Source organism: Methylobacterium sp. C33D, assembly GCF_053345825.1.
Genome location: NZ_JBKFAV010000009.1, coordinates 116347 through 142832, shown reverse-complemented (window position 1 = coordinate 142832; position 26486 = coordinate 116347). Strand labels below are relative to the sequence as shown.

Annotated in this window: 21 protein-coding genes; 7 read left to right on the top strand and 14 right to left on the bottom strand. The window is 72.0% G+C overall.

Annotated elements, in window-relative coordinates; genetic code table 11:
* Window positions 1–168 precede the first annotated feature (168 nt).
* The 7 genes from ACLBXO_RS09385 to ACLBXO_RS09355 form a co-directional block, all read right to left on the bottom strand.
* Entirely contained in the window at window positions 169–1308 is a 1140-nt protein-coding gene (locus ACLBXO_RS09385) for an amidohydrolase/deacetylase family metallohydrolase (protein ID WP_331316184.1), read from the bottom strand.
* Window positions 1309–1446: 138 nt separating this feature from the next.
* On the bottom strand, window positions 1447–2463 hold the full coding sequence (locus ACLBXO_RS09380) for an ABC transporter ATP-binding protein (protein WP_331316183.1): 1017 nt from the start codon (window positions 2461–2463) through the stop codon (window positions 1447–1449).
* Window positions 2460–3470, bottom strand: coding sequence for an ABC transporter ATP-binding protein (locus tag ACLBXO_RS09375; RefSeq protein WP_331316182.1), 1011 nt, complete (start codon window positions 3468–3470; stop codon window positions 2460–2462). Before ACLBXO_RS09375 ends, ACLBXO_RS09380 begins: the two co-directional genes overlap by 4 nt.
* Complete coding sequence (locus ACLBXO_RS09370; RefSeq protein ID WP_419539369.1) at window positions 3470–4444, bottom strand: ABC transporter permease; 975 nt, start codon at window positions 4442–4444, stop codon at window positions 3470–3472. The genes ACLBXO_RS09375 and ACLBXO_RS09370 overlap by 1 nt, the downstream gene beginning before the upstream one ends.
* A complete protein-coding gene (locus ACLBXO_RS09365) occupies window positions 4441–5382 on the bottom strand; it encodes an ABC transporter permease (protein WP_331316181.1) in 942 nt (313 codons plus the stop codon). Before ACLBXO_RS09365 ends, ACLBXO_RS09370 begins: the two co-directional genes overlap by 4 nt.
* A 434-nt stretch (window positions 5383–5816) precedes the next feature.
* On the bottom strand, window positions 5817–7403 hold the full coding sequence (locus ACLBXO_RS09360) for an ABC transporter substrate-binding protein (protein WP_331316180.1): 1587 nt from the start codon (window positions 7401–7403) through the stop codon (window positions 5817–5819).
* A 591-nt stretch (window positions 7404–7994) separates the two neighbouring features.
* The gene (locus ACLBXO_RS09355) at window positions 7995–9272 is read right to left on the bottom strand and encodes a polyhydroxyalkanoate depolymerase (RefSeq protein ID WP_331316445.1); all 1278 of its coding nucleotides are present in this window, start codon (window positions 9270–9272) and stop codon (window positions 7995–7997) included.
* A gap of 270 nt (window positions 9273–9542) precedes the next feature.
* Between ACLBXO_RS09355 and ACLBXO_RS09350 the strand changes: the two genes are divergently transcribed.
* From ACLBXO_RS09350 to purQ, 5 genes are all read left to right on the top strand, one after another.
* Entirely contained in the window at window positions 9543–10934 is a 1392-nt protein-coding gene (locus ACLBXO_RS09350; protein ID WP_331316179.1) for an ActS/PrrB/RegB family redox-sensitive histidine kinase, read from the top strand.
* Between the two features lie 46 nt (window positions 10935–10980).
* A complete protein-coding gene (locus ACLBXO_RS09345) occupies window positions 10981–11580 on the top strand; it encodes an ActR/PrrA/RegA family redox response regulator transcription factor (protein ID WP_447685207.1) in 600 nt (199 codons plus the stop codon).
* Between the two features lie 127 nt (window positions 11581–11707).
* On the top strand, window positions 11708–11947 hold the full coding sequence (locus ACLBXO_RS09340) for a hypothetical protein (protein WP_447685206.1): 240 nt from the start codon (window positions 11708–11710) through the stop codon (window positions 11945–11947).
* 176 nt (window positions 11948–12123) lie between these two features.
* On the top strand, window positions 12124–12363 hold the full coding sequence (gene purS / locus ACLBXO_RS09335) for a phosphoribosylformylglycinamidine synthase subunit PurS (RefSeq protein ID WP_020093986.1): 240 nt from the start codon (window positions 12124–12126) through the stop codon (window positions 12361–12363).
* Window positions 12363–13043 carry a phosphoribosylformylglycinamidine synthase subunit PurQ gene (gene purQ, locus ACLBXO_RS09330; RefSeq protein WP_447685205.1) on the top strand — a complete coding sequence of 227 codons (681 nt, stop codon included), beginning with the start codon at window positions 12363–12365 and terminating at the stop codon, window positions 13041–13043. Before purS ends, purQ begins: the two co-directional genes overlap by 1 nt.
* 428 nt (window positions 13044–13471) lie before the next feature.
* Here purQ and ACLBXO_RS09325 read toward each other — a convergent pair whose 3' ends face one another.
* From ACLBXO_RS09325 to ACLBXO_RS09305, 5 genes are all read right to left on the bottom strand, one after another.
* Window positions 13472–15907, bottom strand: a complete 2436-nt coding sequence (locus ACLBXO_RS09325; RefSeq protein ID WP_447685204.1) for a penicillin-binding protein 1A — start codon at window positions 15905–15907, stop codon at window positions 13472–13474.
* 170 nt (window positions 15908–16077) lie between these two features.
* The gene (locus ACLBXO_RS09320; RefSeq protein WP_331314750.1) at window positions 16078–17355 is read right to left on the bottom strand and encodes an N-acetylmuramoyl-L-alanine amidase; all 1278 of its coding nucleotides are present in this window, start codon (window positions 17353–17355) and stop codon (window positions 16078–16080) included.
* Between the two features lie 135 nt (window positions 17356–17490).
* The gene (locus ACLBXO_RS09315; protein WP_447685203.1) at window positions 17491–17949 is read right to left on the bottom strand and encodes a hypothetical protein; all 459 of its coding nucleotides are present in this window, start codon (window positions 17947–17949) and stop codon (window positions 17491–17493) included.
* 352 nt (window positions 17950–18301) lie between these two features.
* A complete protein-coding gene (locus tag ACLBXO_RS09310; RefSeq protein WP_331314754.1) occupies window positions 18302–18658 on the bottom strand; it encodes a phasin in 357 nt (118 codons plus the stop codon).
* Between the two features lie 331 nt (window positions 18659–18989).
* Window positions 18990–20264: a glycosyltransferase gene (locus ACLBXO_RS09305; RefSeq protein ID WP_447685202.1), complete on the bottom strand. Its 1275-nt coding sequence runs from the start codon at window positions 20262–20264 to the stop codon at window positions 18990–18992.
* A 144-nt stretch (window positions 20265–20408) separates the two neighbouring features.
* Between ACLBXO_RS09305 and ACLBXO_RS09300 the strand changes: the two genes are divergently transcribed.
* Complete coding sequence (locus ACLBXO_RS09300) at window positions 20409–21674, top strand: glycosyltransferase family 4 protein (RefSeq protein ID WP_447685201.1); 1266 nt, start codon at window positions 20409–20411, stop codon at window positions 21672–21674.
* A gap of 212 nt (window positions 21675–21886) precedes the next feature.
* On the top strand, window positions 21887–22063 hold the full coding sequence (locus tag ACLBXO_RS09295; RefSeq protein ID WP_012321273.1) for a hypothetical protein: 177 nt from the start codon (window positions 21887–21889) through the stop codon (window positions 22061–22063).
* 41 nt (window positions 22064–22104) lie between these two features.
* Here ACLBXO_RS09295 and ACLBXO_RS09290 read toward each other — a convergent pair whose 3' ends face one another.
* Entirely contained in the window at window positions 22105–24597 is a 2493-nt protein-coding gene (locus tag ACLBXO_RS09290; protein WP_447685200.1) for a putative bifunctional diguanylate cyclase/phosphodiesterase, read from the bottom strand.
* A 94-nt stretch (window positions 24598–24691) separates the two neighbouring features.
* Window positions 24692–26374, bottom strand: coding sequence for an acyl-CoA dehydrogenase family protein (locus tag ACLBXO_RS09285; protein ID WP_331314760.1), 1683 nt, complete (start codon window positions 26372–26374; stop codon window positions 24692–24694).
* Between the last annotated feature and the right edge of the window lie 112 nt (window positions 26375–26486).

Here is a 26486-nt window from a genome sequence, read left to right as displayed (position 1 = left end):
CATCCTCCCTGGCGCCGCGGCTTGGACCGCGTTTCGCTGAGGGCCGGAGATGGTCCGCCCCTCACAGGAAAGTGTATCGGGCCGCGGAAGAGGCTGTAAAGGTCGATATTCTGTATGCGATGGGATCTTGGTCCCGATCGTCAGGCCCGACTGGTCAGGCCCGACAGGTCAGGCCGGATGCCACCACCGGCCCTTCAGCACCACGCCCTCGGCGGTGATCCGCCGGTCGCCCGTCATGTGCTCGCCCCGCGTGTCGACGTAGTCGAACGCGCCGTCCCGCACCGCCAGCACGGTGGCGTCGCCGAGCGCCCCGACCTTCAGGGTCCCGTACTCCATCCGCTTGAGCGCCACGGCGGCGTTCACCGTGGAGGCGGCGATCACGTCGGTGAGGCTCATGCCGAGGCAGAGCATCTTCGACATGGTGGTGACTTGGTCGAAGGCCGGCCCCTCGATGCAGAGCTGGTGCACGTCCGACGAGATCGTATCGGGCAGGAAGCCTCCCGCCAGCATGGCCCGCGCCGTCTTGAAGGCGAACGAGCCCTTGCCGTGGCCGATGTCGAAGATCACGCCCCGCGCCCGCGCCTCGCGCAGCGCCGGCTTCACGGCGCCCTGGGCCGTGATGGGGGAGTTCGGGAACGGCCGGAACGCGTGGGTCAGCACGTCGCCGGGCCGCAGCATGGCCAGCACCTGCTCGTAGCTCGGCGGCGGCTCGTCGATATGGGCCATCAGCGGCAGGCCGGTCTCCTCCGCGACCTGCAGCGCGATGTCGAGCGGCGCGGTGCCCTGGTCGCCCGAGGCGTGGCGCCCGACCCGGACCTTGATGCCGACGATCACGTCCCGGTTGGCGTCGGCGACCTCGACCGCCTCGCGGGGCGCCATGAGCCGCGGATCCTCGCTCTCGCCGACCATGATGGTCTTCGAGAACCCGAAGATGCCGGCGAAGGAGACGTGCAGGTAGGCGAGGATCCGCGCCTGCGACCGCTCGATCACGTGGCTGCGGAAGCCCGCGAAGTTGCCGGGCCCGGCGCTGCCGGTATCGACCGAGGTGGTCACCCCGGAGGTCCGGCAGAATTCGTCGGCGTCGATGCCGAGGGAGGTGCCGCCCCAGTAGACGTGGGTGTGCAGGTCGATCAGGCCCGGCGTGACGATCGCGCCTTCCATGTCGCGGACCTGCGTGCCGGGGCCGGCCGGCAGGTCGCGGCCGAAGCCCGAGACCCGGCCGTCCGCGAAGGCGACGTCGCAGATTCCGTCGTGGTTCTGCGACGGGTCGATGACCCGCGCGCCCTTCAGGATGAGGTCGTGCTGCACGGAAGGCTCCGAATGTTGGTCGCGAACAGCTCGACCGTCATCGCGAGCGCAGCGAAGCGAAGCGACCCAGGGATCCGCCATGCTCGGGGATCGCGCGCGACACCGGGTTGCTTCACTGCGCTCGCAAAGACGGCTCCGTCAGGCCGCCCGGGCGGGGGCGGCCGCGTCGTTGAGGTGGCAGGCGGCGAAGTGTCCGGCGCCGACCGCGTCGAGGCCCGGCACCTCGGTCCGGCAGCGGTCGAAGGCGTGCGGGCAGCGGGTATGGAAGCGGCAGCCCGCGGGCGGGTTGATCGGGCTCGGCACGTCGCCCTTGAGCACGATGCGGGTGCGCCCGGCCCCGGGCTCGGGGATCGGCACCGCCGAGAGCAGGGCCTGAGTGTAGGGGTGCTTGGGCGCGAGAAAGAGATCGCGGCGCGGCCCGATCTCGACGATCTTGCCGAGATACATCACCGCCACCCGGTGGGTCATGTGCTCGACGATGGCGAGGTCGTGCGAGATGAACAGCATCGCGAGGTCGAGCTCGCGCTGCAGGTCGCGCAGCAGGTTGACGATCTGGGCCTTCACCGAGACGTCGAGGGCCGAGACCGCCTCGTCGCAGATGATCAGGTCCGGCTCGGCGGCGAGCGCCCGGGCGATGCCGATGCGCTGGCGCTGCCCGCCCGAGAACTCGTGCGGGAAGCGCCCCAGCGCCTCCCGCGGCAGGCCGACCCGCTCCATCAGGCTGGCCAGCCGGCTCTCCAGGTCGGCACTGTTGCGGGCCAGCCCGAAATTGCGGATCGGCTCGGCCAGGATCGCCCGCACCCGCATCCGCGGGTTGAGCGACGAGAACGGGTCCTGGAACACCATCTGGATGTGGCGCCGGAGGGGCCGGAGCGACCCGGCCGAGAGGTCGTCGATGCGCCGCCCGTCGAGCACCACCTGCCCGGCGGTGGGCGCGTAGAGGCGCATCAGCGCCTTGGCGACCGTGGACTTGCCGCAGCCGGACTCGCCGACGAGCGACAGGGTCTCGCCCCGGGCGACCGTGAAGGACAGGCCGTCCACCGCCTTGAGCACGCGCTTGGACTGGCCGAACAGGCCGCCGCCGAGGGCGAAGTGCTTCTTGAGGTCGTTGACCTCCAGCAGGGTGCGGGCGGCGGGTGCGGGCGTGGCGCTCATGCCGCGAGGGCGTCCTTCGGCGCGTAGTGGCAGGCGGCGAGGTGGCCCGGCGCCTTCGGCTCCAGGGCCGGCGCGTAGGCGCGGCACAGGTCGGTGACGTCCGGGCAGCGCCCGGCGAAGACGCAGCCCTCGATCCGGCCCTTGAGGCTCGGCACCATGCCGGGGATCTCGGCGAGCCGTTCGTCGCCGCCGTGCTCGACCGCGCCGAGCTTCGGCACCGCCCCCATCAGGCCGCGGGTGTAGGGGTGGCGCGGCGCCCGGAACAGGTCGCGGACCGGCGCCTCCTCGACCTTGCGGCCGGCATACATCACCACCACCCGGTCGGCGACCTCGGCGACCACGCCGAGATCGTGGGTGATCAGCATGATCGCGGCGCCGACCCGGGCCTTCAGGTCGCGCATCAGGTCGAGGATCTGGGCCTGGATGGTCACGTCGAGGGCCGTGGTCGGCTCGTCGGCGATCAGGAGCTTGGGCGAGCAGGCGAGCGCGATGGCGATCATCACCCGCTGGCGCATGCCGCCGGAGAGCTGGTGGGGGTATTCCCGCACCCGGCGCCGCGGCTCGGGGATGCCGACCAGCGTCAGCATCTCCACGGCCCGCTCCTCGGCCTCCCGGCGGCCGAGCCCCTGGTGCAGGCGCAGGGTCTCGCCGATCTGGCGGCCGACCGTCAGCACCGGGTTCAGGGAGGTCATCGGCTCCTGGAAGATCACGCTGATGTCGTTGCCGCGGATCTTGCGCATGGCGCTGTTCGGCAGGTCGAGGAGGTTCCGGCCCTCGAACTTGATCGCGCCGGCGATGCGGGCCGGCGGCTCGGGCAGGAGCCGCAGGATCGACATCGAGGTCACCGACTTGCCGCAGCCGGACTCGCCCACGATCGCCAGGGTCTCGCCCGACTGGATCGCGAACGAGACCCCGTCCACCGCCCGGTTCACCCCGTCGGGGGTGCGGAAATGGACCTGCAGGTTCTCGATCGACAGCAGGGGGGGGCCGCTCACGCCTGTGCTCATCACACGTCCTTCGCCATGCGGGGGTCGAGGGCGTCGCGCAGGCCGTCGCCGACGAGGTTCACGGCGAGCACCGTCATCGAGAGGAAGATGGCCGGGAACAGGATGATGTAGAACTTCACCTGCCAGAGGGCCCGGCCCTCGGCCATGATGTTGCCCCAGGAGGGCGTCGAGGGCGGCACGCCCGCGCCGATGAACGACAGGATCGCCTCGGTGATCATCGCGGAGGCGCAGATGTAGGTCGCCTGCACGGTCATGGGCGCCAGCGTGTTGGGCAGGATGTGGCGCCAGATGATCGCCGGCATCCGGGTGCCCGTGGTCACCGCCGCCTCGACGTAGGGCTGCTCGCGCAGCGACAGCACCACGCCGCGCACGAGGCGGGCGACGCGCGGGATCTCCGCGATGGTGATGGCGATGATCACGTTCTGGACCGAGCCGCGGGTGAGCGCCATCAGCGCGACCGCGAGCAGGATCGGCGGGATCGACATCATGCCGTCGACGACCCGCATGACGATCCCGTCGAGCCAGCGCACCATGCCGGAGACGAGGCCGACCGCGAGCCCCGCGACCGAGGCGAGGAACGCCACCGAGAAGCCGACCAGCAGCGAGACCCGGGCGCCGTAGACCACCCGCGAGTAGACGTCGCGGCCGAGCATGTCGGTGCCGAACCAGTACTGGGCCGACGGGGCCCGGGTGCGCTTGGCCGGCGCCAGGGCGGTCGGGTCGACGGTGCCGAGATAGGGGGCCAGCACCGCCATCAGGAAGACGATGAGGAGCAGCACGCCGCCGACCACGATGGTCGGGTTGCGGCGCACGTAGGTCCAGACCCGGCCCCGGCGCTTGCGGGCCGGGATGACGTCCGGCAGCGGCGCCGCGACGGCGAGGCCCGGCGGCGGGGGCGCCTTGGGGGCGGCCCCCTCGGGCGGGGTGCCCGCCTGCGGGGCGCTGCTGGGGAAGGGCGCGACGGTCGCGGTCAATAGCGGATCCTCGGGTCGAGCACGGTGTAGAAGAGGTCGATGGCGAGGTTCACGAGCACGTAGACGAAGCTGAACAGCAGCACGACGCCCTGGATGACCGGGTAGTCGCGCCGCAGGATCGCGTCGACGGTGAGGCGCCCGAGGCCGGGAATCGCGAAGACCGTCTCGGTCACCACCGCGCCGCCGATCAGCAACGCGATGCCGATGCCGATCACGGTGACGATCGGCACCGCGGCGTTCTTGAGGGCGTGGACGAACAGGACCGGCCCCTGCGACAGCCCCTTGGCCCGGGCCGTGCGCACGTAATCCTGCTGGAGCACGTCGAGCATGGTCGCGCGGGTCACCCGGGCGATCAGCGCGATGTAGACGAGACCGAGCGTCACCGCCGGCAGGATCAGGTTGGACAGCCAGGGCCACAGGCCCTGCTCGATCGGCGTGTAGCCCTGCACGGGCAGCCAGCCGAGCTCGAGAGCGAAGACGTAGGCCAGCACGTAGCCGACCACGAAGACCGGCACCGAGAAGCCCGTCACGGCGAGCCCCATCACGAGGCGGTCGATCAGGCTGCCGGCCTTCCAGGCGGCGACGACGCCGAGCGGCACCGCCACCACGATGGCGAAGACCAGGGTGACGAGCATCAGCGAGACGGTGGGCTGCACCCGCTGGCCGATCATGGTGGTGACCGGCAGGTTGGTGAAGATCGAGGTGCCGAGATCCCCGTGGAGGATCTGCCACGACCATTCCCAGAACCGCACCAGGAACGGCCGGTCGAGGCCGAGCGTCGCGCGGATGCGGGCGACGTCGTCGGGGGTTGCCTGGTCGCCCGCGATGATCGCCGCCGGGTCGCCGGGGGCGAAGTAGAGGAGGCTGAAGACGAACAGCCCGACCACCGCCATGACGGGGATGGTGGCGAGGATGCGCCTGCCGATATAGCCGAGCATGGGTCCTCGCTATCGTGCCGGGCCGAGGGCGCGGCGGGCGCCGCGCGTCCCCCTCCCCCCTCTGCGGGTGCCGATATTCACACGTCTGGGTCTGGTGCCAACGCTGGCGGCAGAGCGCGAAGGGCCCCCTCTCCCGGGCGGGAGAGGGTTGGGGTGAGGGATGAGAAGGTTCAGGACAGAGCACCGCCTTGCGGCGTGGACCGGTCGCGCCTCCTTCTGAGAGTTCTCGTCCCTCACCCTGTCCCGCTCCCGACGGATCTCGGGCCTGCCCGAGATCCGCACCGCGGAGCCCGGGTCGGGCAAGCCCGACCGGGATGGAGAGGGGATCCGCGCCTGATCCTGCGGCCGCGTCGCCGAGCGCGCTGCCCGAAGCGGGCAGCCGGCACGCGAGACCGGGCCGATCGGGCAAGCCGACGTGGCGAAGTCCTGCGCCATCACGCCTTCGACACGCCCCAGGTGAAGGGGATCGGCCCCTTCACGATGCCCGAGACGTTCTTCCGCCACGCCTGGTAGCCGAGGAAGAACCCGGTGGGCACGTAGACCACGCCCTCGCAGGCGGCGGCGTTGACCTTGTCGATGGCGGCCTTCTCGGCGGCCGGGTCGGCGGCGTCGAACCACTCGGCGATGGCGGTCTCCACCGGCGGGATGTTCGGCCAGCCGAACCACGCCTTGTCGCCGCTCGCCCGCACCGCCGGGTAGCCCGCCGGGTTGATGCAGTCGGCGCCCGCGTGCCAGGTGTGGAACATGTTCCAGCCGCCCTGGGACGGCGGCGCCTTGGAGGCCCGGCGGGTGCCGGTGGTGCCCCAGTCGGTCGCGACGAAATCGACGTTGAAGCCCATCTTCTTCAGGAGGTCGGCGGTGATGTCGCCCTGCGCCTTGGTGATCCCCTGGTCCTGCGCCACGATGCAGACCACCGGCTCGCCCTTGTAGCCGGCTTCCTTGAGCAGCTTCTGGCCGAGCTTGATGTCGCCCTTGCCGACATTGCCGCCGCCCGCCTCGCTGTAGAGGGGCGTCCCCGGCGTGAAGAAGCCCGGCAGCTTCTTCCACAGGCTGTCGTCGTCGCCGACGATCGAGCGCATGTAGTCCTCCTGGCTCATCGCGGTCAGGACGGCCTGGCGGATCTTCGGGTTGTCGAAGGGCGGATGCAGGTGGTTCATCCGGAACGACCCGATATTGCCCAGCGGGTCGGCGATATCGACGTTGAGGCTGCTGTTGTTGCGCAGCAGGGGCACGAGGTCGGAGATCGGGTTCTCCCACCAGTCGACCTCGCCGTTCTGCAGGGCCGCCGACGCGGTTGCGGCGTCCGGCATGATCACCCACTCGACCCGGTCGACCAGCATGCGCTTGCCGCCCGCGAGCCAGGAATTCGGCTCGTCGCGGGGCTTGTAGTCGGTGAAGGTCTCGAACACCGCCCGGGCGCCCGGCACCCACTCGTTGCGGACGAACTTCATCGGGCCCGAGCCGACATACTCGGTGATCTGCGTGAACGGGTCGGTCTTGGCGATCCGCTCCGGCATCATCAGGGCCATCGGCGCGTTGGTCTTGCCGAGCGCGTAGAGCAGCTTCGGGAACGGCTTCTTCAGGCGCCACCGGAAGGTCCTGTCGTCGGTCGCCGCGAGGTCGTCCTGGATCCCGCGGATCATCAGGCCGATCGGGTCCCGGGCCATCCAGCGGGTGAGGCTCGCCACCACGTCCTTGGCCAGCACCGGCTCGCCGTCGTGCCACTTGAGGCCGGGACGCAGCCGGAAGGTCCAGGTCAGCTTGTCGCCCGAGACCTCCTCGGACTCGACCATCTGGCGCTGCGGCTTCAGCTGCGCGTCGACGCCGTAGAGCATGTCCCAGACGAGGGTGCCGGCGTTGCGCACCACGTACTGGGTCCCCCAGATCGGGTCGAAATTGGCGAGGTTCGCCTGCGGCACGAAGCGCAGGACCTTGCCGCCCTGCGCGAGGGCCGGCCGCGCGAGTTGCGGCGCAGCCAAACCGAGCGCGGCCGAACCCTTGAGAAAGGTCCTGCGGTCCATCGTCGTCTCCCTGGCGGTGCGGATCTCAAGCATCGGTCGCCGGCCCGCACCTTGCGGGCGAGTTTGAACGGTTCTGATGCACGGGCGCAATGGCCCGGCGTGACAACGGCGCCCGGCCACGCGCCCGCCCCGCCGCCGGCCCCGGGGCGACGTCGGCGTGGATGGGGGCTGTGGCGGCGCGGCTCGAACTCACGGGGCGCGTCTCGCAAGCCCCGCGCCAGCCCGCCCGTCACTGCGTTATGTATTCAGGACTGTGGCGCGCGCGGCGTTTCGGCCGATCTGTCCCGCACCGTCATCGCGGGCGCCGCGCAGGGACACAGGGCAGCGCGATCCCCGCCGGCGTCGCGCAGCCCGGGTTGCCTCGCTCCGCCCGCGGAGCGGCTATGCCCAAACCGCCGATCGGGGACGGGATCACAGGTCGTTTCGCGGCTTGGATGCGAGCGTGGCGCTTCCCGCACGGTCGCCGGGGGCCGTGCGGGCCTCTCCCGGCGCGAGGGGGGCGAGAGGGCGCCCGCCCTTCGGCCTGAGACGAATCCGCGAGCCTCCGCGGAGGAGGGCCCGGCGGGGGCGGCCGGAGCCGAACCGGGCGCCTCAGCCGACCTGACGCAGGTGGCCGCCCCGCGCGCCCGGCACCGCCTGCATGGCGCGGATGAAGGCCGCGATCCGGGGCGCGATCACCGACCGGTAGCGCGAGCCGTTGAACACGCCGTAATGGCCGACGCCGGCCTGGAGGTGGTAGGCCTTGCGCGCCTCGGGAAGGTTCGGCGTCAGGTCGAGGGCCGCCTTGGTCTGGCCGACGCCGGAGATGTCGTCGTTCTCGCCCTCGACCGCGAGGATCGCGCAGCGGCGGATGGCGCCGAGGTCGACCGGCGCGCCGCGGTGCGTCATCCGCCCCGTCGGCAGGGCGTGGTCGACGAACACGGTCTGCACGGTCTGGAGGTAGTACTCGGCCGTCAGGTCCATCACGGCGAGGTACTCGTCGTAGAACTCGCGGTGCTTCTCGGCCGAGTCGCCGTCGCCCGTCACCAGATGGTCGAACATGTCCGAATGGGCGGTGACGTGGCGGTCGAGGTTCATCGCCATGAAGCCCGACAGCTGCAGGAAGCCCGGATAGACCCGGCGCCACGCGCCCGGGTAGATCGGCGGCACGAGGCTGATCGTGTTCTGCTCGAACCATTTCTGGCCGCGCTCCTGCGCGAGGCAGTTCACCGCGGTGGGCGAGCGGCGGGTGTCGATCGGGCCGCCCATCAGGGTCATGGAGGCCGGCACCGCCGGCTCGTCGGCCGCCTCCATCAGCGCCACCGCGGCGATCACCGGCACCGCCGGCTGGCAGACCGCCATGACGTGCAGGTCCGGCCCGAGGACCGCGAACATCTCCTGCAGATAGTCGATGTAGTCGTCCAGATCGAACTGGCCCGCGAAGAGCGGCACCATCCGGGCGTCGGTCCAGTCGGTGATGAACACCCGGTGGTTCGGCAGCATCGCCTCGACGGTGCCGCGCAGCAGCGTGGCGTAGTGCCCCGACATCGGCGCGACGATCAGCAGCTTGGGCTGCGGCTCCGCGGGGGCCGCCGGGAACGCGCGGTCGAAGGCGATCAGGCGGCAGAACGGCCGCTCCCAGACCACCCGCTCGGTGACCGGGACCGCCACGCCGTCCACCACCGTCTCGGTGAAGCCGAAGGCGGGCTTGCCGTACTGGCGGGTGACGCGCTCGAACATCTCGCAGCCGGCGCTGACCGCGCGGGCATAGGGTCCGTAGGCCAGGGGATTGCCCGGCATCTGCAGCCCGTAGCGGGTGAGGTCGGCGGCGACGCGGGCCGGTGCCATCAGGGCGCGGGCGCCCTCGTACAGGGAATAGGCCAGCAGCATCGTCACCTCGCGGTCTCGGTGTGGCCGCGGGCATCGGGCCGCGCGGCCCACACCCCCTGCAACCCGAATCGATAGGATAATGCTCCAGCCTGAACGCGGGCGGAACATCCCGGAGCTGCGGCGACTTGCCTGTGACCACGTCCGCGGGCGACCGTCCGCAGCGACGACGTGTCCGGGTCGGCGCGCCGGGATCCCGTCGCCGCGTCATGCGAAGGGAGTCCACGGGACGCCGCGCCGGCGGGCCCGTCCGGCGACGCACCGATACAGACTATGCCCGATACCGATCTCAGCGGCCTCGGTCGCGACGCGCGACACCTGCGGCTCGACACCTTCGTCCGCCTGCGCTGGCTCGCCATCACGGGCCAGAGCGCGGCGGTCGTCGGGGCGCAGTTCGGCCTGGGCCTGCCCCTGCCCTTCGGCTGGTGCTTCCTGGTGATCGCCACCTCGTCCTGGCTGAACCTCGCCCTGCGGATCCGCTTCCCGGCGAGCTACCGGCTCAGCGACGATTCCGCGGCCCTGCTGCTCGCCTTCGACATCGTGCAGCTCGCGGCCCTGCTGTTCCTCACGGGCGGGCTCCAGAACCCGTTCTCGCTGCTGTTCCTCGCCCCCGTGCTGATCTCGGCGACCGCCCTGCCGCCTGAGCGGACGCTGGCGCTCGGCCTCCTGGCGGTGGGGCTGGCGACCCTGCTGGCCCTGGTGCACCGGCCCCTGCCCTGGTTCGCGGACGGGCGGATCGAGCTGCCGTTCCTGTACGTCTCCGGCGTCTGGACCGCGATCCTGCTCGGGACCGCCTTCACGGGCGTCTACGCGTGGCGGGTGGCCGAGGAGACCCGGCTCCTCGCCCAGGCGCTCGCCGCCACCGAGCTGGTGCTCGCCCGCGAGCAGCACCTGTCGCAGCTCGACGGGCTCGCGGCCGCGGCTGCCCACGAATTGGGCACGCCGCTGGGCACGATCATGGTGGTGACCAAGGAGCTGATCCGCCAGCTCGGGCCCACCGCCTCGCCGGCGGTGGCGGAGGATCTCAACCTGCTGCGCGAGCAGGTCGACCGCTGCCGCGGCATCCTCGGCAAGCTGACCTCCCTCGACGGGGACGGGGCCGGGGCCGGCTTCCTGGAGACGGTGACGTTCAGCCACCTCGTGGAGGAGCTGGTGGCGCCGCAGCGGGCACTCGGCGCCGCCCTCGCCGTCACCAGCACCGGCGAGGGGCCGGAGCCGGCCTGCCGGCGCAACCCGGGCGTCATGTTCGGGCTCGCCAACATCCTCGACAACGCCGTCGACTTCGCCGAGGCCGGCGTCACCGTGGAGGGGCGCTGGACCCCCGACCGGGTCTGGATCGAGATCCGCGACGACGGGCCGGGCTTCTCCAGCGAGGTGCTGCTGCGGGCCGGCGAGCCCTACGTCACCACCCGCAGCCACGACCGGCCGCAATCCGGCGGGACCGTGGGGGCCGGCCTCGGCCTCGGGCTGTTCATCGCCAAGACCCTGATCGAGCGCTCGGGGGCGCAGCTCGCCCTGATGAACGTCGCGGCGCCGGACGCCCACGGGGCGATCGTGCGCGTCTCCTGGGCCCGTCACATCTTCGAGCGCGGCGCCGCGCCGCGACATTCTCCGGAACTCAGTATCCACGCCCCCCTGCCACCGGGCGATGCCGTCCCTATATGAGGGACAGACCAAGAACCCGACGACGAAAACCCGAAAGGAGTGCCGGATGCTCACGCAGCCCGGGACCTCGGCGGCGACAGACGCCGCCGTGATCAACGATGCCGATCCGCTGGCCGCCTTCTCCGACCGCAGCCTGCTGATCGTCGACGACGACAAGCCGTTTCAGACCCGCCTCGCCCGCGCGATGGAGAGCCGCGGCTACCACGTGCAGGTGGCCGACAGCGTCGCGGACGGCGTCTCCGCCGTCGAGGCCCGCGCCCCGGCCTTCGCGGTGATCGACATGCGCCTGGGCGACGGCAACGGCCTCGACGTGATCGCCCGCCTCAAGGAGCGCAGGCCCGAGGCCCGCGGCGTGATCCTGACCGGCTACGGCAACATCGCCACCGCGGTCACCGCGGTGAAGCTCGGCGCCTTCGATTACCTCGCCAAGCCCGCCGACGCCGACGAGATCCACGGCACGCTGATGGCGCAGCCGGGCGAGCGGGCCGACCCGCCCGAGAACCCGATGTCGGCGGACCGGGTCCGCTGGGAGCACATCCAGCGCGTCTACGAGCTGTGCAGCCGCAACGTCAGCGAGACCGCCCGGCGCCTCAACATGCACCGGCGGACCCTGCAGCGGATCCTGGCCAAGCGCGCGCCGCGCTGAGGCCGGTCCAGATCGGGCCGCGGCCCGGCCCCCGCCCGATCGGTTGCATCGCCCCGCCTCTGTGGGCTAGCTGCGCGGGTCCCGGACGGTTCGTCCGGGGCCCGAAATCTTTTCGAGGGCGGATCTCGTGAACGGGCGCAACGCCATCACCATCATCAGCATGATGGTCCTCGTCGGCACCGAGGTCTTCGCCGTGGCCATCGCGGCGGGCTGGGCCATCGCGGGCATCTTCGATCTCGGCGAGCGGGTCGGACACGTCCTGATGGGCCTGTTCAGCCTGTTCGCGGCCTGGATCATGCTCCAGCTCTGGCGCCGGGCGACCAGCATCGAGCCCCTGCGGGGACCGGTCCCGGCGGCGCATCGCTGACGCGCGCCCGCGCGCGGGTTCCGCGTTCGAGTTGTATCGAACAGCGGAATGATCCCTATGCGTGCGGCGTGTTCGACAGTGCGCCGGCCTTCCTGCTAGAAGCGACCGGCGACGGTCTGTGTGATGTTGTCGCAGGTCACACTCCCGTCCCGGACACGCGTGAGACCCGAAGATCCATGAAAGCCCGTATCATCGTCACCCTGAAGACCGGTGTACTCGACCCGCAGGGCAAGGCGATCGAGGCCGCCCTCAGGTCCCTCGGCATCGAGGGCGTCGACGGCGTCCGGCAGGGCAAGGTCTTCGACATCGAGGTGTCGGCGGCCGACGGCGCCGCCGCCGAGGCGACGCTGCGCACGGCCTGCGAGAAGCTCCTGGCCAACACCGTCGTCGAGAACTACGCGATCGAGATCCTCTGATGCACGCCGCGGTCGTCGTCTTCCCGGGTTCCAACCGCGAGTCGGACGTGGTCCGGGCCCTGCGGCGCTCCGGCGCGCAGGTGAGCCTCGTCTGGCACGCGGACCACGCGCTCCCCGCCGGCACCGACCTCGCCGTCCTGCCCGGCGGCTTCTCGTACGGCGACTACCTGCGCTGCGGCGCCATCGCCGGCCGGGCCGCCGCCATGGACGCGGTCCGGGCCCACGCCGCCCGCGGCGGCCTCGTGCTCGGCATCTGCAACGGTTTCCAGATCCTGTGCGAATCGGGCCTGCTGCCCGGCGTGCTGATGCGCAACATCGACCGGCGCTTCATCTGCCACCGGCAGACGCTCCGGGTGGAGCGCACCGATACCCGCTTCACCAGCGCCTACACCCGGGGCCAGGTGATCGACGTCTGCGTCGCCCACGGGGAAGGCAACTACTTCGCCGATCCCGAGACCCTGGCGCGGATCGAGGGCGAGGGCCGGGTCGCCTTCCGCTACTGCGACGCGGCCGGCGCGATCACCGTCGAGGCGAACCGCAACGGCTCCCTCAACGCCATCGCGGGCGTCCTGTCGGAGACCGGGAACGTCCTCGGGATGATGCCGCATCCGGAGAACTTCGTCGAGGATCTGGTCGGCGGGACCGACGGGCGCGGGCTGTTCGACAGTCTGGCGGCCTGAGATCGCCGGGCGAGAATTGACTTAACTCCGCATTAAGGTTTTCGAGGCATAAACAGGCATCCAGTGATCTGGATGTCGAGTTGGACATGTACGTCCGCTCTGTTTTGATGCCTCCCTGATGACTCCTCGAGCCGCTCCATCCGGGGCGGCTTTTTTCTGCGCGCCTGCGGAGCGCGACGCGGGTCGGTGCTGAGGAGCGGGCCCCCCGCGCGAGAACGGCCCGCACGGACATGACGCCGCGCCTTCCGGCCCTTCGGGCAAAGCTGCGCAATCCCGGACGGCGTCGGGGATCGCGGGCCTCTCGACCCGGCGATGACCCGTCCGTCGCACCGTCGCCCCGGATCCGTAACGCGAAAGCCCAGGCCGGGCGGACCCGACCTGGGCTGAGAGCGATCTCGGCTGAGAGCGGCTGGGCGGGGCGAGCCGCCTCAGTACAATCCGCCGGCCTGCGCGGCCCGGTCGGGATCGGGCGCGACCGCCGCGGGCGCGGCCGCCTGGCCGCCGCCGCCCGAGGAGGACGGTGCCGAGTAGGAATCCGGCGGCGCGGTGCCGGGCTTGAACGCCTCCAGGATCGTCCCGGCGCCCTCCCCCGAGCCGGCGCGGGTGCCGCTCGCGAGGTTGATGCGGATCAGCTTGATCCCCGGGGGCACGCGGAACGGCGTCGGCGGCTTGTCCTTGAGGGCCGTCTTGAGGAACTCCAGGGCGATCGGCGCCGCCAGCCCGCCGCCGGTGGCGCGGTCGCCGAGCGAGCGGGGCTTGTCGAAGCCGATATAGATGCCGACCGCCAGGTCCGGCGAGAAGCCCACGAACCACGCGTCCTTGGCGTCGTTGGTGGTGCCGGTCTTGCCGGCGAGCGGCTTGCCGATCTGCTTCAGGATCGTGGCGGTGCCGCGCTGGACCACGCCCTCCATGATCGAGACCATCTGGTAGGCGGTCAGCGGGTCGAGCACCTGCTCGGAATCGTCCACCAGCTTCGGCTCGTCCTGGCCCGACCACTTCTCGGCGTCGCAGCCGATGCACTTGCGGTTGTCGTGCCGGTAGATCGTCTCGCCGATGCGGTCCTGGATCCGGTCGATCAGGGTCGGCCGGATGCGGCGGCCGCCGTTGGCCAGCATCGAGTAGGCGGTGACCATGCGCATCACCGTGGTCTCGCCCGCGCCGAGCGACATCGGCAGCACCGGCAGCATGTCGTCGTAGACGCCGAAGCGGCGGGCGTACTCGGCGATGAGCGGCATGCCGACATCCTTGGCGAGCCGGACCGTCATCAGGTTCTTCGAGTGCTCGATGCCGTAGCGCAGGGTGTGCGGGCCGCCCGACTTGCCGTCGTAGTTCGAGGGCGTCCAGGCCTCCTGGCCGGGGCCGGCCTCGATGGTGATCGGGGTGTCCTGGATGATCGAGGCGGGCGTGTAGCCGTTGTCCAGCGCCGCCGAGTAGACGATCGGCTTGAACGAGGAGCCGGGCTGGCGCATCGCCTGGGTGGCGCGGTTGAACTCGGACTCGTCGTACGAGAAGCCGCCGACCATCGCGTGCACGCGGCCGGTATTCGGGTCCATGGCCACGATGGCGCCGGACACCTCGGGCTTCTGGCGCAGGCGGAACTGGCCGCGGCCGCCGTCCATCGCCTCGACGTAGACCATGTCGCCGGGCTGGAGATTGGCGCGGCCGGCCCAGCGCATGCCCTCGGGGACGATCACGCCGGTCTCGCGGTCCTTGCCGACCTGGCCGGAGGCCTCGCGCCGGGGCTGCAGGCCGATCTGCACGCCGCCGCCGCCGTTGCCCAGCACCACGGCGAGCCGCCAGGGCGCCACGTCGCCGAGCGCCGGGACCTCGGCCGCCGCCATGCCCCAGTCGCGCCCGGTCAGGTCGACCTTGGTGACCGGACCGCGCCAGCCATGGGCCTGGTCGTAGCGCACGAGGCCGTCGACCAGCGCCTTGCGGGCCCAGGCCTGCATCTTCGGGTCGAGGGTCGTGCGCACCGAGAGGCCGCCCTCGTAGAGCTTCTTCTCGCCGTAGCGCTCGGAGATCTCGCGGCGGACCTCCTCGGTGAAGTAGTTGGCGTTGGCGGCGTTCGGGAAGGCGACGCGCGGGTTGACGCCGAGCGGCATCTTCTTGGCGGCGTCCGCCTCCTCGCGGGTGATGTAGCCGTTCTCCGCCATCAGGCGGATGATCTCGTTGCGGCGGTCGAGGGCCGCCTGGGTCTTGCGGTAGGGGTGGTAGTTGTTCGGCCCCTTCGGCAGGGCGGCGAGGTAGGCCGCCTCGTTGATGGTCAGCTCGTGGACCGACTTGCCGAAATAGTCGAGCGCGGCCGCCGCGACGCCGTGCAGGTTGCGGCCGGGCACGATCGTGCCGAGGAAGATCTCGTTGAGGTAGAGCTCGAGGATCTTGTCCTTCGAGTAGGCCGCCTCGATCCGGAGCGCCAGCAGCGCCTCCTTGATCTTGCGGTCGTAGGTCTGCTCGGAGGAGAGCAGGAAGTTCTTGGCGACCTGCTGGGTGATGGTCGAGGCGCCCTGCCGCTTGCCCGACTTGGCGTTGGTCAGGAAGGCCCGCACGATCCCCTCGGGGTCGATGCCGCCGTGCTTGTAGAAGTTCTTGTCCTCGGCCGACAGGAAGGCCGCGACGACGATCTTCGGCATCGCCTGGATCGGCAGGTACAGCCGGCGCTCGCGGGCGTACTCGGCCAGCAGCGAGCCGTCCGCCGCGTGGACGCGGGTCATCACCGGCGGCTCGTAATTGGAGAGCGCAGCGTGGTCGGGCAGGTCCTGGCTGTACTTCCAGTAGAAGTAGCCACCCACCGCCGCGCCGACCATGAACAGCACCGCGGCGGCGCTGAACAGGATCCCAAAGAAACGGAGGATCAGACGCATCCGGTGTTCCGCTCGTCGCTGGCCCGGCCGAATGCCGGAATCGGCTCATCCGGCGCGTGCAATCCGCGCGCTGCGCGGCCGGCCCCCGGACGGTCCCGTGAGACCCCCTCGGAATGCCGGTTTCGGCGGCCGTGCGACGGGGCGTCGGACGTCCCGTATCGACACTCTATCTATGGTGAAACTGGGGCGGCGGCCGCCGCGCGGCGCGTCGGGGCCGGCCGGCCGAGCGTGGCGCGGTTGGTGAAGAACTGGTCGATCGCCTTGGCCATGGAGCCGGTGACGTCGGCCCGCCACTCCGGCGATTGCAGCATCTCCAGGTCGCGCTTGCTGGAGAGGTAGCCGAGTTCCACGAGCACGCTCGGCACGTCGGGGGAGCGCAGCACCACGAAGCGCGCCTCCCGGTGGGGCTTGGCGCTCATCTTCATCACGGGGGCGAGCTGGCCCATCAGCGTGCGGGCGAAGCCCGACGAGAAGCCCCGCGTCTCGCGCAGGGTCAGCTCCTGCAGGATGTCGGCGATGTCCGGCGGCGCCTCGGCGGCGTCGACGCCCGCGGCGGCATCGGCCCGGTTCTCGCGCTCGGCGAGCTTGGCGGATTCGGCGTCCGTGGCCTTCTCGGAATTGGTGTAGATCGTGGCGCCGCTCACCTGGGGCGCCGCCGAGATCGAGTCCGCGTGGATCGACACGAACAGGTCGGCCCTGGCGTCGCGGGCGAGGCGCACCCGCTCGGCCAGCGGCACGAACACGTCGCGGTCGCGGGTCATCCGGACCCGGTAGCGGCCGCCCGCCTCCAGCCTCGCCACGAGGGCCTGGGCGAAGCCGAACACGATGTCCTTCTCGAACACGCCGCCCACCGCGATGGCGCCGGGATCGGTGCCGCCGTGGCCGGCATCGACCATGATCAGCGGCCGCTGGTCGGCGGGCTCCGGCGGCGCGGCGCGGGCCTGGGCGGGGGCGGGATCGGCGGTGGCGGCGGCCTTGCGGAAGGCGTCGCGGTCGGCGCGCTGGAGCGGGATCGTGAGCAGCACCGCGCCGTCGCGCGGCCGCGTCGCGGTCTCGATCCGGCCGACCGTGGCGGGCGCGGTGAGGTCGATCACGATGCGCGACCGTCCGGGCGCGAACAGGCCGTAGCGGAAGCTCTGCACGAGGCCGTCGCGGCGGCTGCCGGTCCCCGAATCGAGCTGGAAGTTGACCTCGGGCAGGTCGATCACAGCCCGGTCGGGCCGCTCCATCACGAAGCCGCGGGCCTCCACGGACCGGGACAGCGTCAGGGTCAGGCGCGTCGTGCCGGCCTGGCTCGCGAGGTCGGCCCCGATGGCGACGGCCGGCTTCTCGCCGCCCGGCGCGGCCGCCGGGTTCTGCGCGGCAGCCGGCGCTCCCGCCAGCGCCGGCAGCAGCGCGACGGCGAGGCGGAGCCATGCGGAACGGATCAGGCGCGCGCGGTTCGGCATCGGTCCGGTGTCGTCTCCCGTGCCCTCCGTTAAGGCATGGGACCGGCTTGGTTAACGGGAGGTTGCCGCCGCGGGTTCGATCCGGACGGCCTTGTGGCCGGGATGCGACAAGTCCCAGGTCCCGGCGCCGGCGCCTCAGCGGTACGCGACCACCCGGCTCGTCTGCCCGACCACCGTGACCCAGCAGGTCAGGGACGCGTCGGCGGCCCGCTGGACCTCGCCGACCTGCAGGCGGATGACGTCGGCCGGCGAGCGGGCGCCCGAGAGCGCCCGCAGATGCGCGACGGCGGCCTCGCTCTCGCCGCGCACGTAGCGGGCGATGATCGAGCCGATCTCGACGACGTCGAGGCGGTCGGGGGCGAAGACGATTCGGTTGGCGGCCGCGGCGAGGCCCGGACCGGCGATCGCCGCCGGCGCGAGGGCGATGTCGCTCGCCGCCGCGGTTCCGGCTTCGGATTCGGAATCGGTCTCGAACGTGGTCTCGGCGGCCTCTGCCACCACGTCGGACGGGACGTCCACCGCGCCGGCGGGCGTCGCTTCAGCGGAGGATTCGGCAGAGAATTCGGACGCCGCGTCGGGCGTCGTGTCGAACATCGCTGCTCCGAGAGCCTCGACGGGCCGGTCCGTCGCCGTGGCGGGTCGATCCGCCGGGCTCGCGGCGTCCGCGGCCTGGATCTCGGGGGTGGCCGACGCGTCCTGCAACGGCTGGGGCGTCCCGGCGGGACGGCTCCTCGGTCGACGCGGCTTTCCCATCGCGCGATCTCCTCCTGTCGGCGTCGGCCCGTCCCGACGGGGCGGCGGCCGGAGGTCGTGCGCGGCCGGCTCGCCGGCGGTGTCGGCGCCGGGCCCGTGACGCCCGGGCGTCAGAGCGAGGGATCCGGCGAGCCCTCGGCGGCCCACCGGATCCCGGTCTTCGAGCCCCGATCGCGGATCGGGGCGGCCGGCCTCAGCGGGCGGCGGCGTTCTGCGCGAGGGCGCCGTAATCCTTGGCCTGGGCCTGGAGGGCGGCGAACTGGCTGCGGACGAACTCGGACTGGAGCTCGAACGCCTCGCGGAGGTCCTTCGTGCGCACCAGCTTCTGGGCGAAGTCGAAGGTCGCGTTGGCGTTGGCCTGCGCGTGATCGAACCCCTTCGCGACCGCGGCGCTGAGGGTCGCCTGGAAGGTCTGGCCCGAGGCCTGGACCTGCTCGGCGGCCTTCACGGCGTTCGCCATCATGGTGCCGACGGCGGTCCGAGCCTGATCGACGCTCTTGTCGGCGAAGTCGCGCATCTCGGTCGGGATCTCGAAGTTCGGGGTCTGCATCGATGTCTCCAGCGTCATCCTTGGAGCGGGACGCCGCACGCGTCCGCGTTGACGCCCCTCTATATGTTGCACCGCAACAAGAAGTCAAGTGCAGGTTCGGAGGGCAAACGCGCACCCGGAAGCCCGATAAAATGCCGATTCGACGGTCTCACGAAGTCATCGAATCGCAACTGCGACCCGATAGCAGGTTGCGATCAAGCTGCGCCGTTGAGACGGACCACCAAGATTGCCTATTCCGGCGGGGACCCGCTTCGCAAAAAACTATCTCGCTGTCCAGAGGCCCGCGAACGGATCGTGAATTCTTCTGGCATGCCAAATATCACCGCGCTCGTCAGGGTCGGTGCGAGAGGGCGAGCGCGGGCCGATGCTGCGCCGCACCACCAGCCGCCGACTCGGCCAGCCGGGCGTAGAGCGCGCGGAGCGCCGCCGCGTGCGGCTCCAGGCCCATCGGCGCCGCCCGGGAGAGCCGGGCCGCCTCCGCCCCGAGGGCGCCCGCCAGGGCGTCGTCCCGGAGCGCCCCGAACGCCTCGGCGAGGGGGCCGATCGCCGGCGCGACCACGAAGCCGGTCCGGCCGTGCCGCACCTTCTCGGCGGCGCCGGAGCGGTCGGAGGCCACGACCGGGATGCCGGCCGCCAGGGCCTCGTAGACCGTGAGCGGCCCGGTCTCGTACCAGCGGGACGGCGCGGCGAGCGCCCGGGCGCGGGCCCGGAGCGTCGCCCAGACCGCCTCGGGCCGCTGCCAGCCGATCACCTCGACGCCGTCCCGGGCGCGCAGCTCCGCCTCCAGGGGGCCGGCGCCGATGAACAGGGCCGGGAGCCCCGCGGCGCGGGCGGCGTCGGCCACGAGGTCGGCGCCCTTCTCGCGGGTGAGGCGCCCCACATAGGCGATCGCGTCGCCGCGGGCGGGCTCGGCCGCCGGCCCGTCCGGGAGCCGGACGGGATTGTCGACCCGGTGATGCGTCAGGGCGTAGCCGCCGAGGAGGGCGCCCAGCCGCTCCCGGCTGGCGTCGCAGACATGGACGACGTGGAGCGGGCGGCGTCGGCCCGCCCGGCCGACGACCTGCCGCAGCGCCGTGGCGCGGGCGACGCGGACGGCCTTGTGGACCCGGCTGCGCGGGTCGCAGGGCGCCGCCAGGCAGGCGGCCGACAGGGGCGCGAGCCCGCAGGGCTCGGCCCGGTCGAACCGGTAATAGACGCCGTTCGGGCAGGCCAGGGCGTAGTCGTGCAGCGTGACGACCAGCGGCACCCCGGTCTCCGACAGGACGGGGAAGATCGCCGGCGACAGGGTCCGGGTCCACTGGTGCAGGTGGATGCAATCCGGCGGCGCGGCGAGCCCGGCGAGGGCCGCGGCGAGCCGGCGGCCGGCGGCCGCGTGCCAGATCCCGGCGGCGGCCGCCCGCGCGGCGCCGAGCGACCAGATGTCCGGCAGGCCCAGGTCGATCCGGCGGATGCCGGCATGGTCGAGGAGCGGGTCGACGGGGCCCGGGATCGCCTGGATGTAGGTGACGGCGAGGCCCGCCTCGGCGAGCCCGCGGGCCGATTCCAGCGCGACCTTCTCGGCCCCGCCGCTGGCGGCCGCGAACTCGGCCAGGATCACGACGTGCATGGTGACCCTCCCGAGGATCGCGTCGGCCCCGATCGGTGCCGATCGGTCTCGCAGGCCGGGAGGATGGGGCAGACCGGTTTACGGGCGATCAACCGCGGCCGGATACAGATCCCGGACCCGGATCGCAGCGGCGGAAGTCCTGACGTGCACGTCGTCCTCGTCGCAGACCACGCCGCGATCAACGGCGGCCAGGCCAAGGTGGCCATCGAATCCGCCCTGGGGCTCGCCGCCCGGGGGATCCGCGTCAGCCTGTTCGCCGCGGTCGGCCCGGTCGATCCGCGGCTGGAGTTGGCCGGCATCCGGGTGGTCTGCCTGGACCACGACGACGTGACCACCGCGCGCAGCAAGCTCGCCTTCGCGGCCCAGGCGATCTGGAACGGGCCGGCCTGCCGCGCCCTGGCGGCGGAACTCGCCGCCTGCGATCCCCGCGACACGCTGGTCCACGTCCACGCCTTCGCCAAGGCGCTGTCGCCGTCGATCGGAACGGCGCTCCGGGCCTCCGGGCTGCCCTGCCTCTACACGATGCACGAGTTCTTCCTCGTCTGCCCGACCGGCGGCTTCTACGCCTACCCGGCGCAGCGGATCTGCCACCGCACCCCGATGTCGCCGGCCTGCATCGTGGCGAACTGCGACGCGCGCAGCTACCCGCGCAAGGTGGCCCGGATGGTGCGCCATGCCGGCCTCGCCCACGTGGCCCGGCTGCCGGAGCTGTTCGCCCACGTCATCACGATCAGCGACCTGCAGGAGAGCGTCGTGCGGCCGCTCCTGCCCCGCGGCACCGCCTTCCACCGGGTCGACAACCCCATCGCGGTGGCGCGGGCGCCGGTTCACGACGGCCCGCCGGGCGACTTCCTGTTCGTCGGGCGGATCTCCACCGAGAAGGGCGCGCCGATCTTCGCCGAGGCGGCCCGGCGGGCGGGGGTGCGGGCGGCCTTCGTGGGCGACGGCCCCGAGCGGGCCGAGCTCGCCGCGCGCTATCCCGAGGCGGTGATGCTCGGCTGGCGCGACGCCGCGGCCGTGCAGGCGCTGATGCGGCGGGCCCGGGCGCTGGTCTTCCCGAGCGTCTGGTACGAGGGCCAGCCGCTCACCGTCTACGAGGCCCTGGCCTGCGGCGCGCCGGTGATCGTCAGCGACGCCTGCGCGGGCCGCGAGGCGGTGGCCGACGGCGAGACCGGCTTCTGGTTCCGCTCGGGCGACCCGGACGATCTCGCCGCGCATCTGCGCCGCCTGACCGACGACGGTCTCGCCGCCCGGATGGGCCGGGCCGCCCACGAGCGCTACTGGGCCGCGCCCCTGACCCTGGACGCCCATCTCGACCGCCTCGAGGCCGTCTACGGGACGGTGCTGCGCGAGGCCGCGGCCCGCGCACCGGCCCGCGGCCCCCTCGGGCGACCGCTCGCCACCGCCTGACGACGATTCCGGTGCGCGCGTCCTCGCGAGCGCGGCGAAGCAATCCGGGGCAGCGGGACGCCTCGCCCCGTGGCGCCGTCCCGGGGTCGCTTCGCCGCGCTCGCGAGGACGGCGCACACCGATCAGGCCGGAAAGATCGGAAACACCCGCCCGCCCCCGCGTTGTTGCGCACCGGCACCCTTGCGTGCCTCCGTCACCGACGAGCGAGCGACATGGCCGAGACCCACAAGCCGAACGAGACCAAGCCGGGCTTCCAGCAGGGCAGCGCCAAGCCGGGCGACGCCAAGAATCCCGACAACAAGCAGGAGAAGCTGAACGAGCGCCTGGACGACGCCCTCGAGGAGACCTTCCCGTCGAGCGACCCGGTCTCGGTGAAGATCACCAAGTAGGCCCGCAGTAGGCCCGCGGAACCGGCGCGGGCCGGGCGGCGTCAGGCCGCCCGGTCGTCCGGGACCGCCGCCCGCCCGCGCTCGATCAGGCGGCGGGCCTCGGGGCCCGGGACCGCGCGGCTGAACAGGAAGCCCTGGACCTCGTCGTAGCCCTCCGCGCGGAGCATCGCGAGCTGCTCGGCGGTCTCGACGCCCTCGGCGGTGGTCGCGATGCCGAGGCTGGTGCCCAGGCTCGCCACCGCCCGCACGATCGCCGTGCAGTGGGTGTTCTCCCCGACCTGGCTCACGAAGGAGCGGTCGAGCTTGATCTTGTCGAACGGGAAGCTCCGCAGGTAGCTCAGGCTGGAATAGCCCGTCCCGAAATCGTCCATCGCGATCCGGATCCCCATGTCCCGCAGCGCGTGCAGCGTCGCGAGATTGGCCGTGCTGTCGGCGAGCAGGACCGATTCGGTGATCTCCAGCTCGAGGCGCCGCGGGTCGAGGCCCGTGGCGGCGAGCGCGCCGCGCACGGTCTCGACCAGGGTGCGGTTGCGGAACTGGATCGGCGACAGGTTCACGGCGAGCCGGATCGTCTCCGGCCACGTCGCCGCCTCGGCGAAGGCGGTCTGCATCACCCAGGCGCCGATCGGCACGATCAGGCCGGTCTCCTCGGCGAGCGGCACGAACTCGGCCGGCGAGACCGGGCCGTGCTCCGGGTGGTGCCAGCGCAGCAGCGCCTCGAAGGCGAGGATCCGGTCGGCGCGGGCGTCCACGAGCGGCTGGTAGACCAGCGAGAACTGGCCGCGGGCGAAGGCTTCGCGCAGCTCGTTCTCGCGCCGCCGCCGCGCCTGCACCCAGGCATCCATCTCCGGCTCGAAGCACCGGAAGGTCCCGCCGCCCTCGGCCTTCGCCCGGTACAGGGCGAGGTCGGCGTTCTTCATCAGCGTCTCGGGATCGGTGCCGTCCCGGGGCAGGCAGGCGACGCCGATGCTGGTGCCGATGTGGCAGTCCTGACCCTCCAGGCGGAAGGGCCGGCCGAGCTCGGCGATCACCCGGGCGATCGGCCCGTCGACCAGCGCCGGGAGATCCATCCCGCGCACCAGGATGGCGAACTCGTCGCCGCCGAGCCGGGCCACGAGGTCGTCCTTGCGCAGGCAGCCGGCGATCCGCTCGGCCGCCTCGCGCAGCAGCGCGTCGCCGACCGGGTGGCCCAGCGTGTCGTTGACGATCTTGAACTTGTCGAGGTCGAGGCAGAGCAGCACCGCCTCCTCGCCGTCCCGGGCGTGGCGGGCGATCGCCTCGGCGAGGCGGTCGCGGAACAGCACGCGGTTCGGCAGCCCGGTGAGCGCGTCGTGATGGGCCATGTGGGCGATGCGGGCCTCGGCCCGGCGCCGCTCGGTCATGTCGATGGCGGCCTCGAGCACGGCCTGCCGCCCCTCGAACGGCATCGCCCGCCGGAACAGGGAGACCTCGATCGCCGAGCCGTCGGCGCGGCGGTGGAGCGAGCCGGCGGCGGAGGGCGGGCCGAGCCCGGTCGCCTCCTCGGCCGCGATGGCGAGGTCGGCCGGCGCCCGGCTCAGGAACTGCTCGCGGCTGTAGCCGTAATGGGCGACGGCCGCGTCGTTCACCGCCAGGAAGCGGTCGCGCGCGTCGGCCACGACCCACATCGGCACGGGGTTGTTCTCGAACAGGAGCCGGAACGACGCCTCCCGGGCCTTGATGTCGCCGACATCCGTCATGGTGACCGAGAGGAGGTCGCCGACGCAGCCGGCCTCGACCTTGAGGAAGAGCGTGCCGCCGTCGGACCGGGGACGGCTCAGCTCGAAGGCCGAGCGCCCGCCCCGCTCGACCATGGCGGCGAGCGTCGCGATGGTCCGCGCGGTGACCGCCCCCGGGAAGAGCTGGCCCACGCGCTGCCATTGCAGGGCGGCGGCGGGTCGCTCCAGCAGGCGCTCGGCACCGCGGTTGAGGGCGACGATCTTGAAATCGACCGGCCGGCCCGCGGCGTCCCGGACCGTGCTGAGGGCCAGGATGCCCTGGTCGGTGGCGGTGAACAGCGCCTGGACCAGCTCGGTCCGGACGCTCGCCCCGTCGAACCCGACCAGCACGAACGGCTCGCCCCAGCGGTTGCCCAGGGGCACGCCGACGAGGCGGGTCGAGGTCACGACCCCGGCGGCGAGGCGGTCGCACCGGGCGTAGGCGGGCTGGCCGGACGCGCGGGCGGCCGCCACCATCTCGTCGACGGGCTCGCGCAACTCGATCGGGAGCGCGTCGACCGGCAGGGTCCCGGCCGACAGGCCGTCTGCGCCGTCTGCGCCGTCCGCGAGCCAGGCACCGAAGGCCTGGCCCGCCCAGAGGATCCGGGCGGCCCGCCCGTCGCGGGTCGTCACCAGGGCGGCCCGGTCGGCGAGGCGGCCGAGTCTCCCGAGCACGACGGCCTCGTAGGACGGGATCGGCGCCCCCGGCGTCCGGCAATCCTGCCAGTGCCGGAGGAGGCTCTTGCCCGTCTGTCCGTCGTCTCGCTGCGCGCTCACCGAGCCGCCCCAGTTGTTCACCGGGCGCCAGGAAGCAGGGACTTCGTTTAAGCCGGGTTCATATGCCGACTTATAATCCCAAGATACGCACTATTCCCCAGATCTAGCTGGGCTTTCAGGCGGTTTCGAGCAGCCGGCGGGCGATCACCTGGGCCTGGATCTCCGCGGCGCCCTCGAAGATCGACAGGATGCGGGCGTCGCACAGGATCCGGCTCACCGGGTACTCGAGCGCGAAGCCGTTGCCGCCGTGGATCTGGAGGGCGTTGTCGGCGGCCGCCCAGGCGACGCGGGCGCCGAGCAGCTTGGCCATCCCGGCCTCCAGGTCGCAGCGCTTGCCCTCGTCCTTCTCGCGGGCCGAGAAGTAGGTGAGCTGGCGGGCGATGTTGATCTCCACCGCCATCATGGCGAGCTTGTCGGCCACCCGGGGGAAGTTCACCAGCGCCTTGCCGAACTGGACCCGCTCCTCGGCGTAGCGCAGGCCGACGTCGAGGGCCGACTGGGCGACGCCGATGGCCCGCGCCGCGGTCTGGATGCGGGCCGACTCGAAGGTCTGCATCAGCTGGGCGAAGCCCTTGCCCTCGACCTCGCCGAGCAGGTTGCCGCCCGGCACCGCGAAGCCCTCGAAGGCGAGTTCGTACTCCTTCATGCCGCGGTAACCGAGCACCTCGATCTCGCCGCCCGACAGGCCCTCGACCGGGAAGGGCTCCCCGTCGGTGCCGCGGGGCTTCTCGGCGATCAGCATGGAGAGGCCCTTGTGGCCTTTCTCCTCGGGCTTGGTCCGGACGAGCACCGTCATGATGTCGGCCCGGACCGGGTGGGTGATCCAGGTCTTGTTGCCGGTGATCTTCCAGGTGTCGCCCTCCTTCACCGCGCGGGTGCGCAGGCTCGCGAGGTCCGAACCCGTGTTCGGCTCGGTGAAGACGGCGGTGGGCAGGATGTCGCCGCTGGCGATCTTCGGCAGGAAGCGCTGCTTCTGCTCCTCGGTGCCGCCGCACAGGATCAGCTCCGCGGCGATCTCCGAGCGGGTGCCCAGCGAGCCGACGCCGATATAGGCGCGGGACAGCTCCTCCGAGACCACGCACATGGCGGTCTTCGGCAGGCCCATGCCGCCGTACTCCTCGGGGATCGTCAGGCCGAAGACGCCGAGTTCGGCCATCTTCTGCACGATCTCCATCGGGATGTAGGCGTTCTTGAGGTGCCACTCGTGCGCCTGATCGACCACCTCGGCCTTGCCGAAGCGGCGCATCTCGGAGCGGATCGCCTCCATGTCCTCGTCGAGGCCCGAGGCGCCGACGGTCGCCGAGCCGCCGCCGTCGCGCATCTGCGCCACCAGGGCGGCGCGGTTCTCGGGCGTGTTGCCCTCGGCGATCAGGGTCTCGACCGCGTCCGTGCGGTACTGGGCCACCTCCTTGGCGGAGAGGCCGAGCGACCCGGTGAGGCGGACCATCTCGCCCTGGCTCATCGGGATGCCGGAGAACAGCTGGTCGAGATACTCCCCGGCGCCGATCCGGACGAGGAGCGCCTCGGTCTCACCGAACCGGCCCTCGGCCTGCAGGCGCTCGGCGTAGCCGCCGAGCTCGTTCACCGCCTCCGCGTAGGTCGCGAGCCACGCGAGCCCGTGGGCGGCGTGCTGCTGGCTCTCGAGCTTGGCCGCGTCGATCCGCCCGTCCGTCCCGAGGATCCGCGTGCGGACCCGGCGGGTGGCCTCCGCGACGAGGGCCTTGGCGCTCGCGCCGGCGGCCTTGGCGAGGGCGGCGATATCCTGCGGCTCGGTCTGGATGGCGGGGGATGCGGACATGGTTTTTGGCTCGCGTGGCGTCTTCTTGGATCGGCTCTTTTAACCCGTCGCGGTCCGGAGCCGAAGCAGATTTCGTTTGGCCCGCCTTGAACTCAAGTTGAATACCGACCCT

Excerpts from the sequence above, each read along its gene's own strand:
- ACLBXO_RS09380 (WP_331316183.1), bottom strand. The coding sequence starts at position 2,463 with ATGAGCGCCACGCCCGCACCCGCCGCCCGCACCCTGCTGGAGGTCAAC.
- ACLBXO_RS09375 (WP_331316182.1), bottom strand. The coding sequence starts at position 3,470 with ATGAGCACAGGCGTGAGCGGCCCCCCCCTGCTGTCGATCGAGAACCTG.
- ACLBXO_RS09365 (WP_331316181.1), bottom strand. The coding sequence starts at position 5,382 with ATGCTCGGCTATATCGGCAGGCGCATCCTCGCCACCATCCCCGTCATG.
- ACLBXO_RS09360 (WP_331316180.1), bottom strand. The coding sequence starts at position 7,403 with ATGGACCGCAGGACCTTTCTCAAGGGTTCGGCCGCGCTCGGTTTGGCT.
- ACLBXO_RS09355 (WP_331316445.1), bottom strand. The coding sequence starts at position 9,272 with ATGCTGCTGGCCTATTCCCTGTACGAGGGCGCCCGCGCCCTGATGGCA.
- ACLBXO_RS09350 (WP_331316179.1), top strand. The coding sequence starts at position 9,543 with ATGCCCGATACCGATCTCAGCGGCCTCGGTCGCGACGCGCGACACCTG.
- ACLBXO_RS09345 (WP_447685207.1), top strand. The coding sequence starts at position 10,981 with ATGCTCACGCAGCCCGGGACCTCGGCGGCGACAGACGCCGCCGTGATC.
- purS (WP_020093986.1), top strand. The coding sequence starts at position 12,124 with ATGAAAGCCCGTATCATCGTCACCCTGAAGACCGGTGTACTCGACCCG.
- purQ (WP_447685205.1), top strand. The coding sequence starts at position 12,363 with ATGCACGCCGCGGTCGTCGTCTTCCCGGGTTCCAACCGCGAGTCGGAC.
- ACLBXO_RS09325 (WP_447685204.1), bottom strand. The coding sequence starts at position 15,907 with ATGCGTCTGATCCTCCGTTTCTTTGGGATCCTGTTCAGCGCCGCCGCG.
- ACLBXO_RS09320 (WP_331314750.1), bottom strand. The coding sequence starts at position 17,355 with ATGCCGAACCGCGCGCGCCTGATCCGTTCCGCATGGCTCCGCCTCGCC.
- ACLBXO_RS09315 (WP_447685203.1), bottom strand. The coding sequence starts at position 17,949 with ATGTTCGACACGACGCCCGACGCGGCGTCCGAATTCTCTGCCGAATCC.
- ACLBXO_RS09310 (WP_331314754.1), bottom strand. The coding sequence starts at position 18,658 with ATGCAGACCCCGAACTTCGAGATCCCGACCGAGATGCGCGACTTCGCC.
- ACLBXO_RS09305 (WP_447685202.1), bottom strand. The coding sequence starts at position 20,264 with ATGCACGTCGTGATCCTGGCCGAGTTCGCGGCCGCCAGCGGCGGGGCC.
- ACLBXO_RS09295 (WP_012321273.1), top strand. The coding sequence starts at position 21,887 with ATGGCCGAGACCCACAAGCCGAACGAGACCAAGCCGGGCTTCCAGCAG.
- ACLBXO_RS09285 (WP_331314760.1), bottom strand. The coding sequence starts at position 26,374 with ATGTCCGCATCCCCCGCCATCCAGACCGAGCCGCAGGATATCGCCGCC.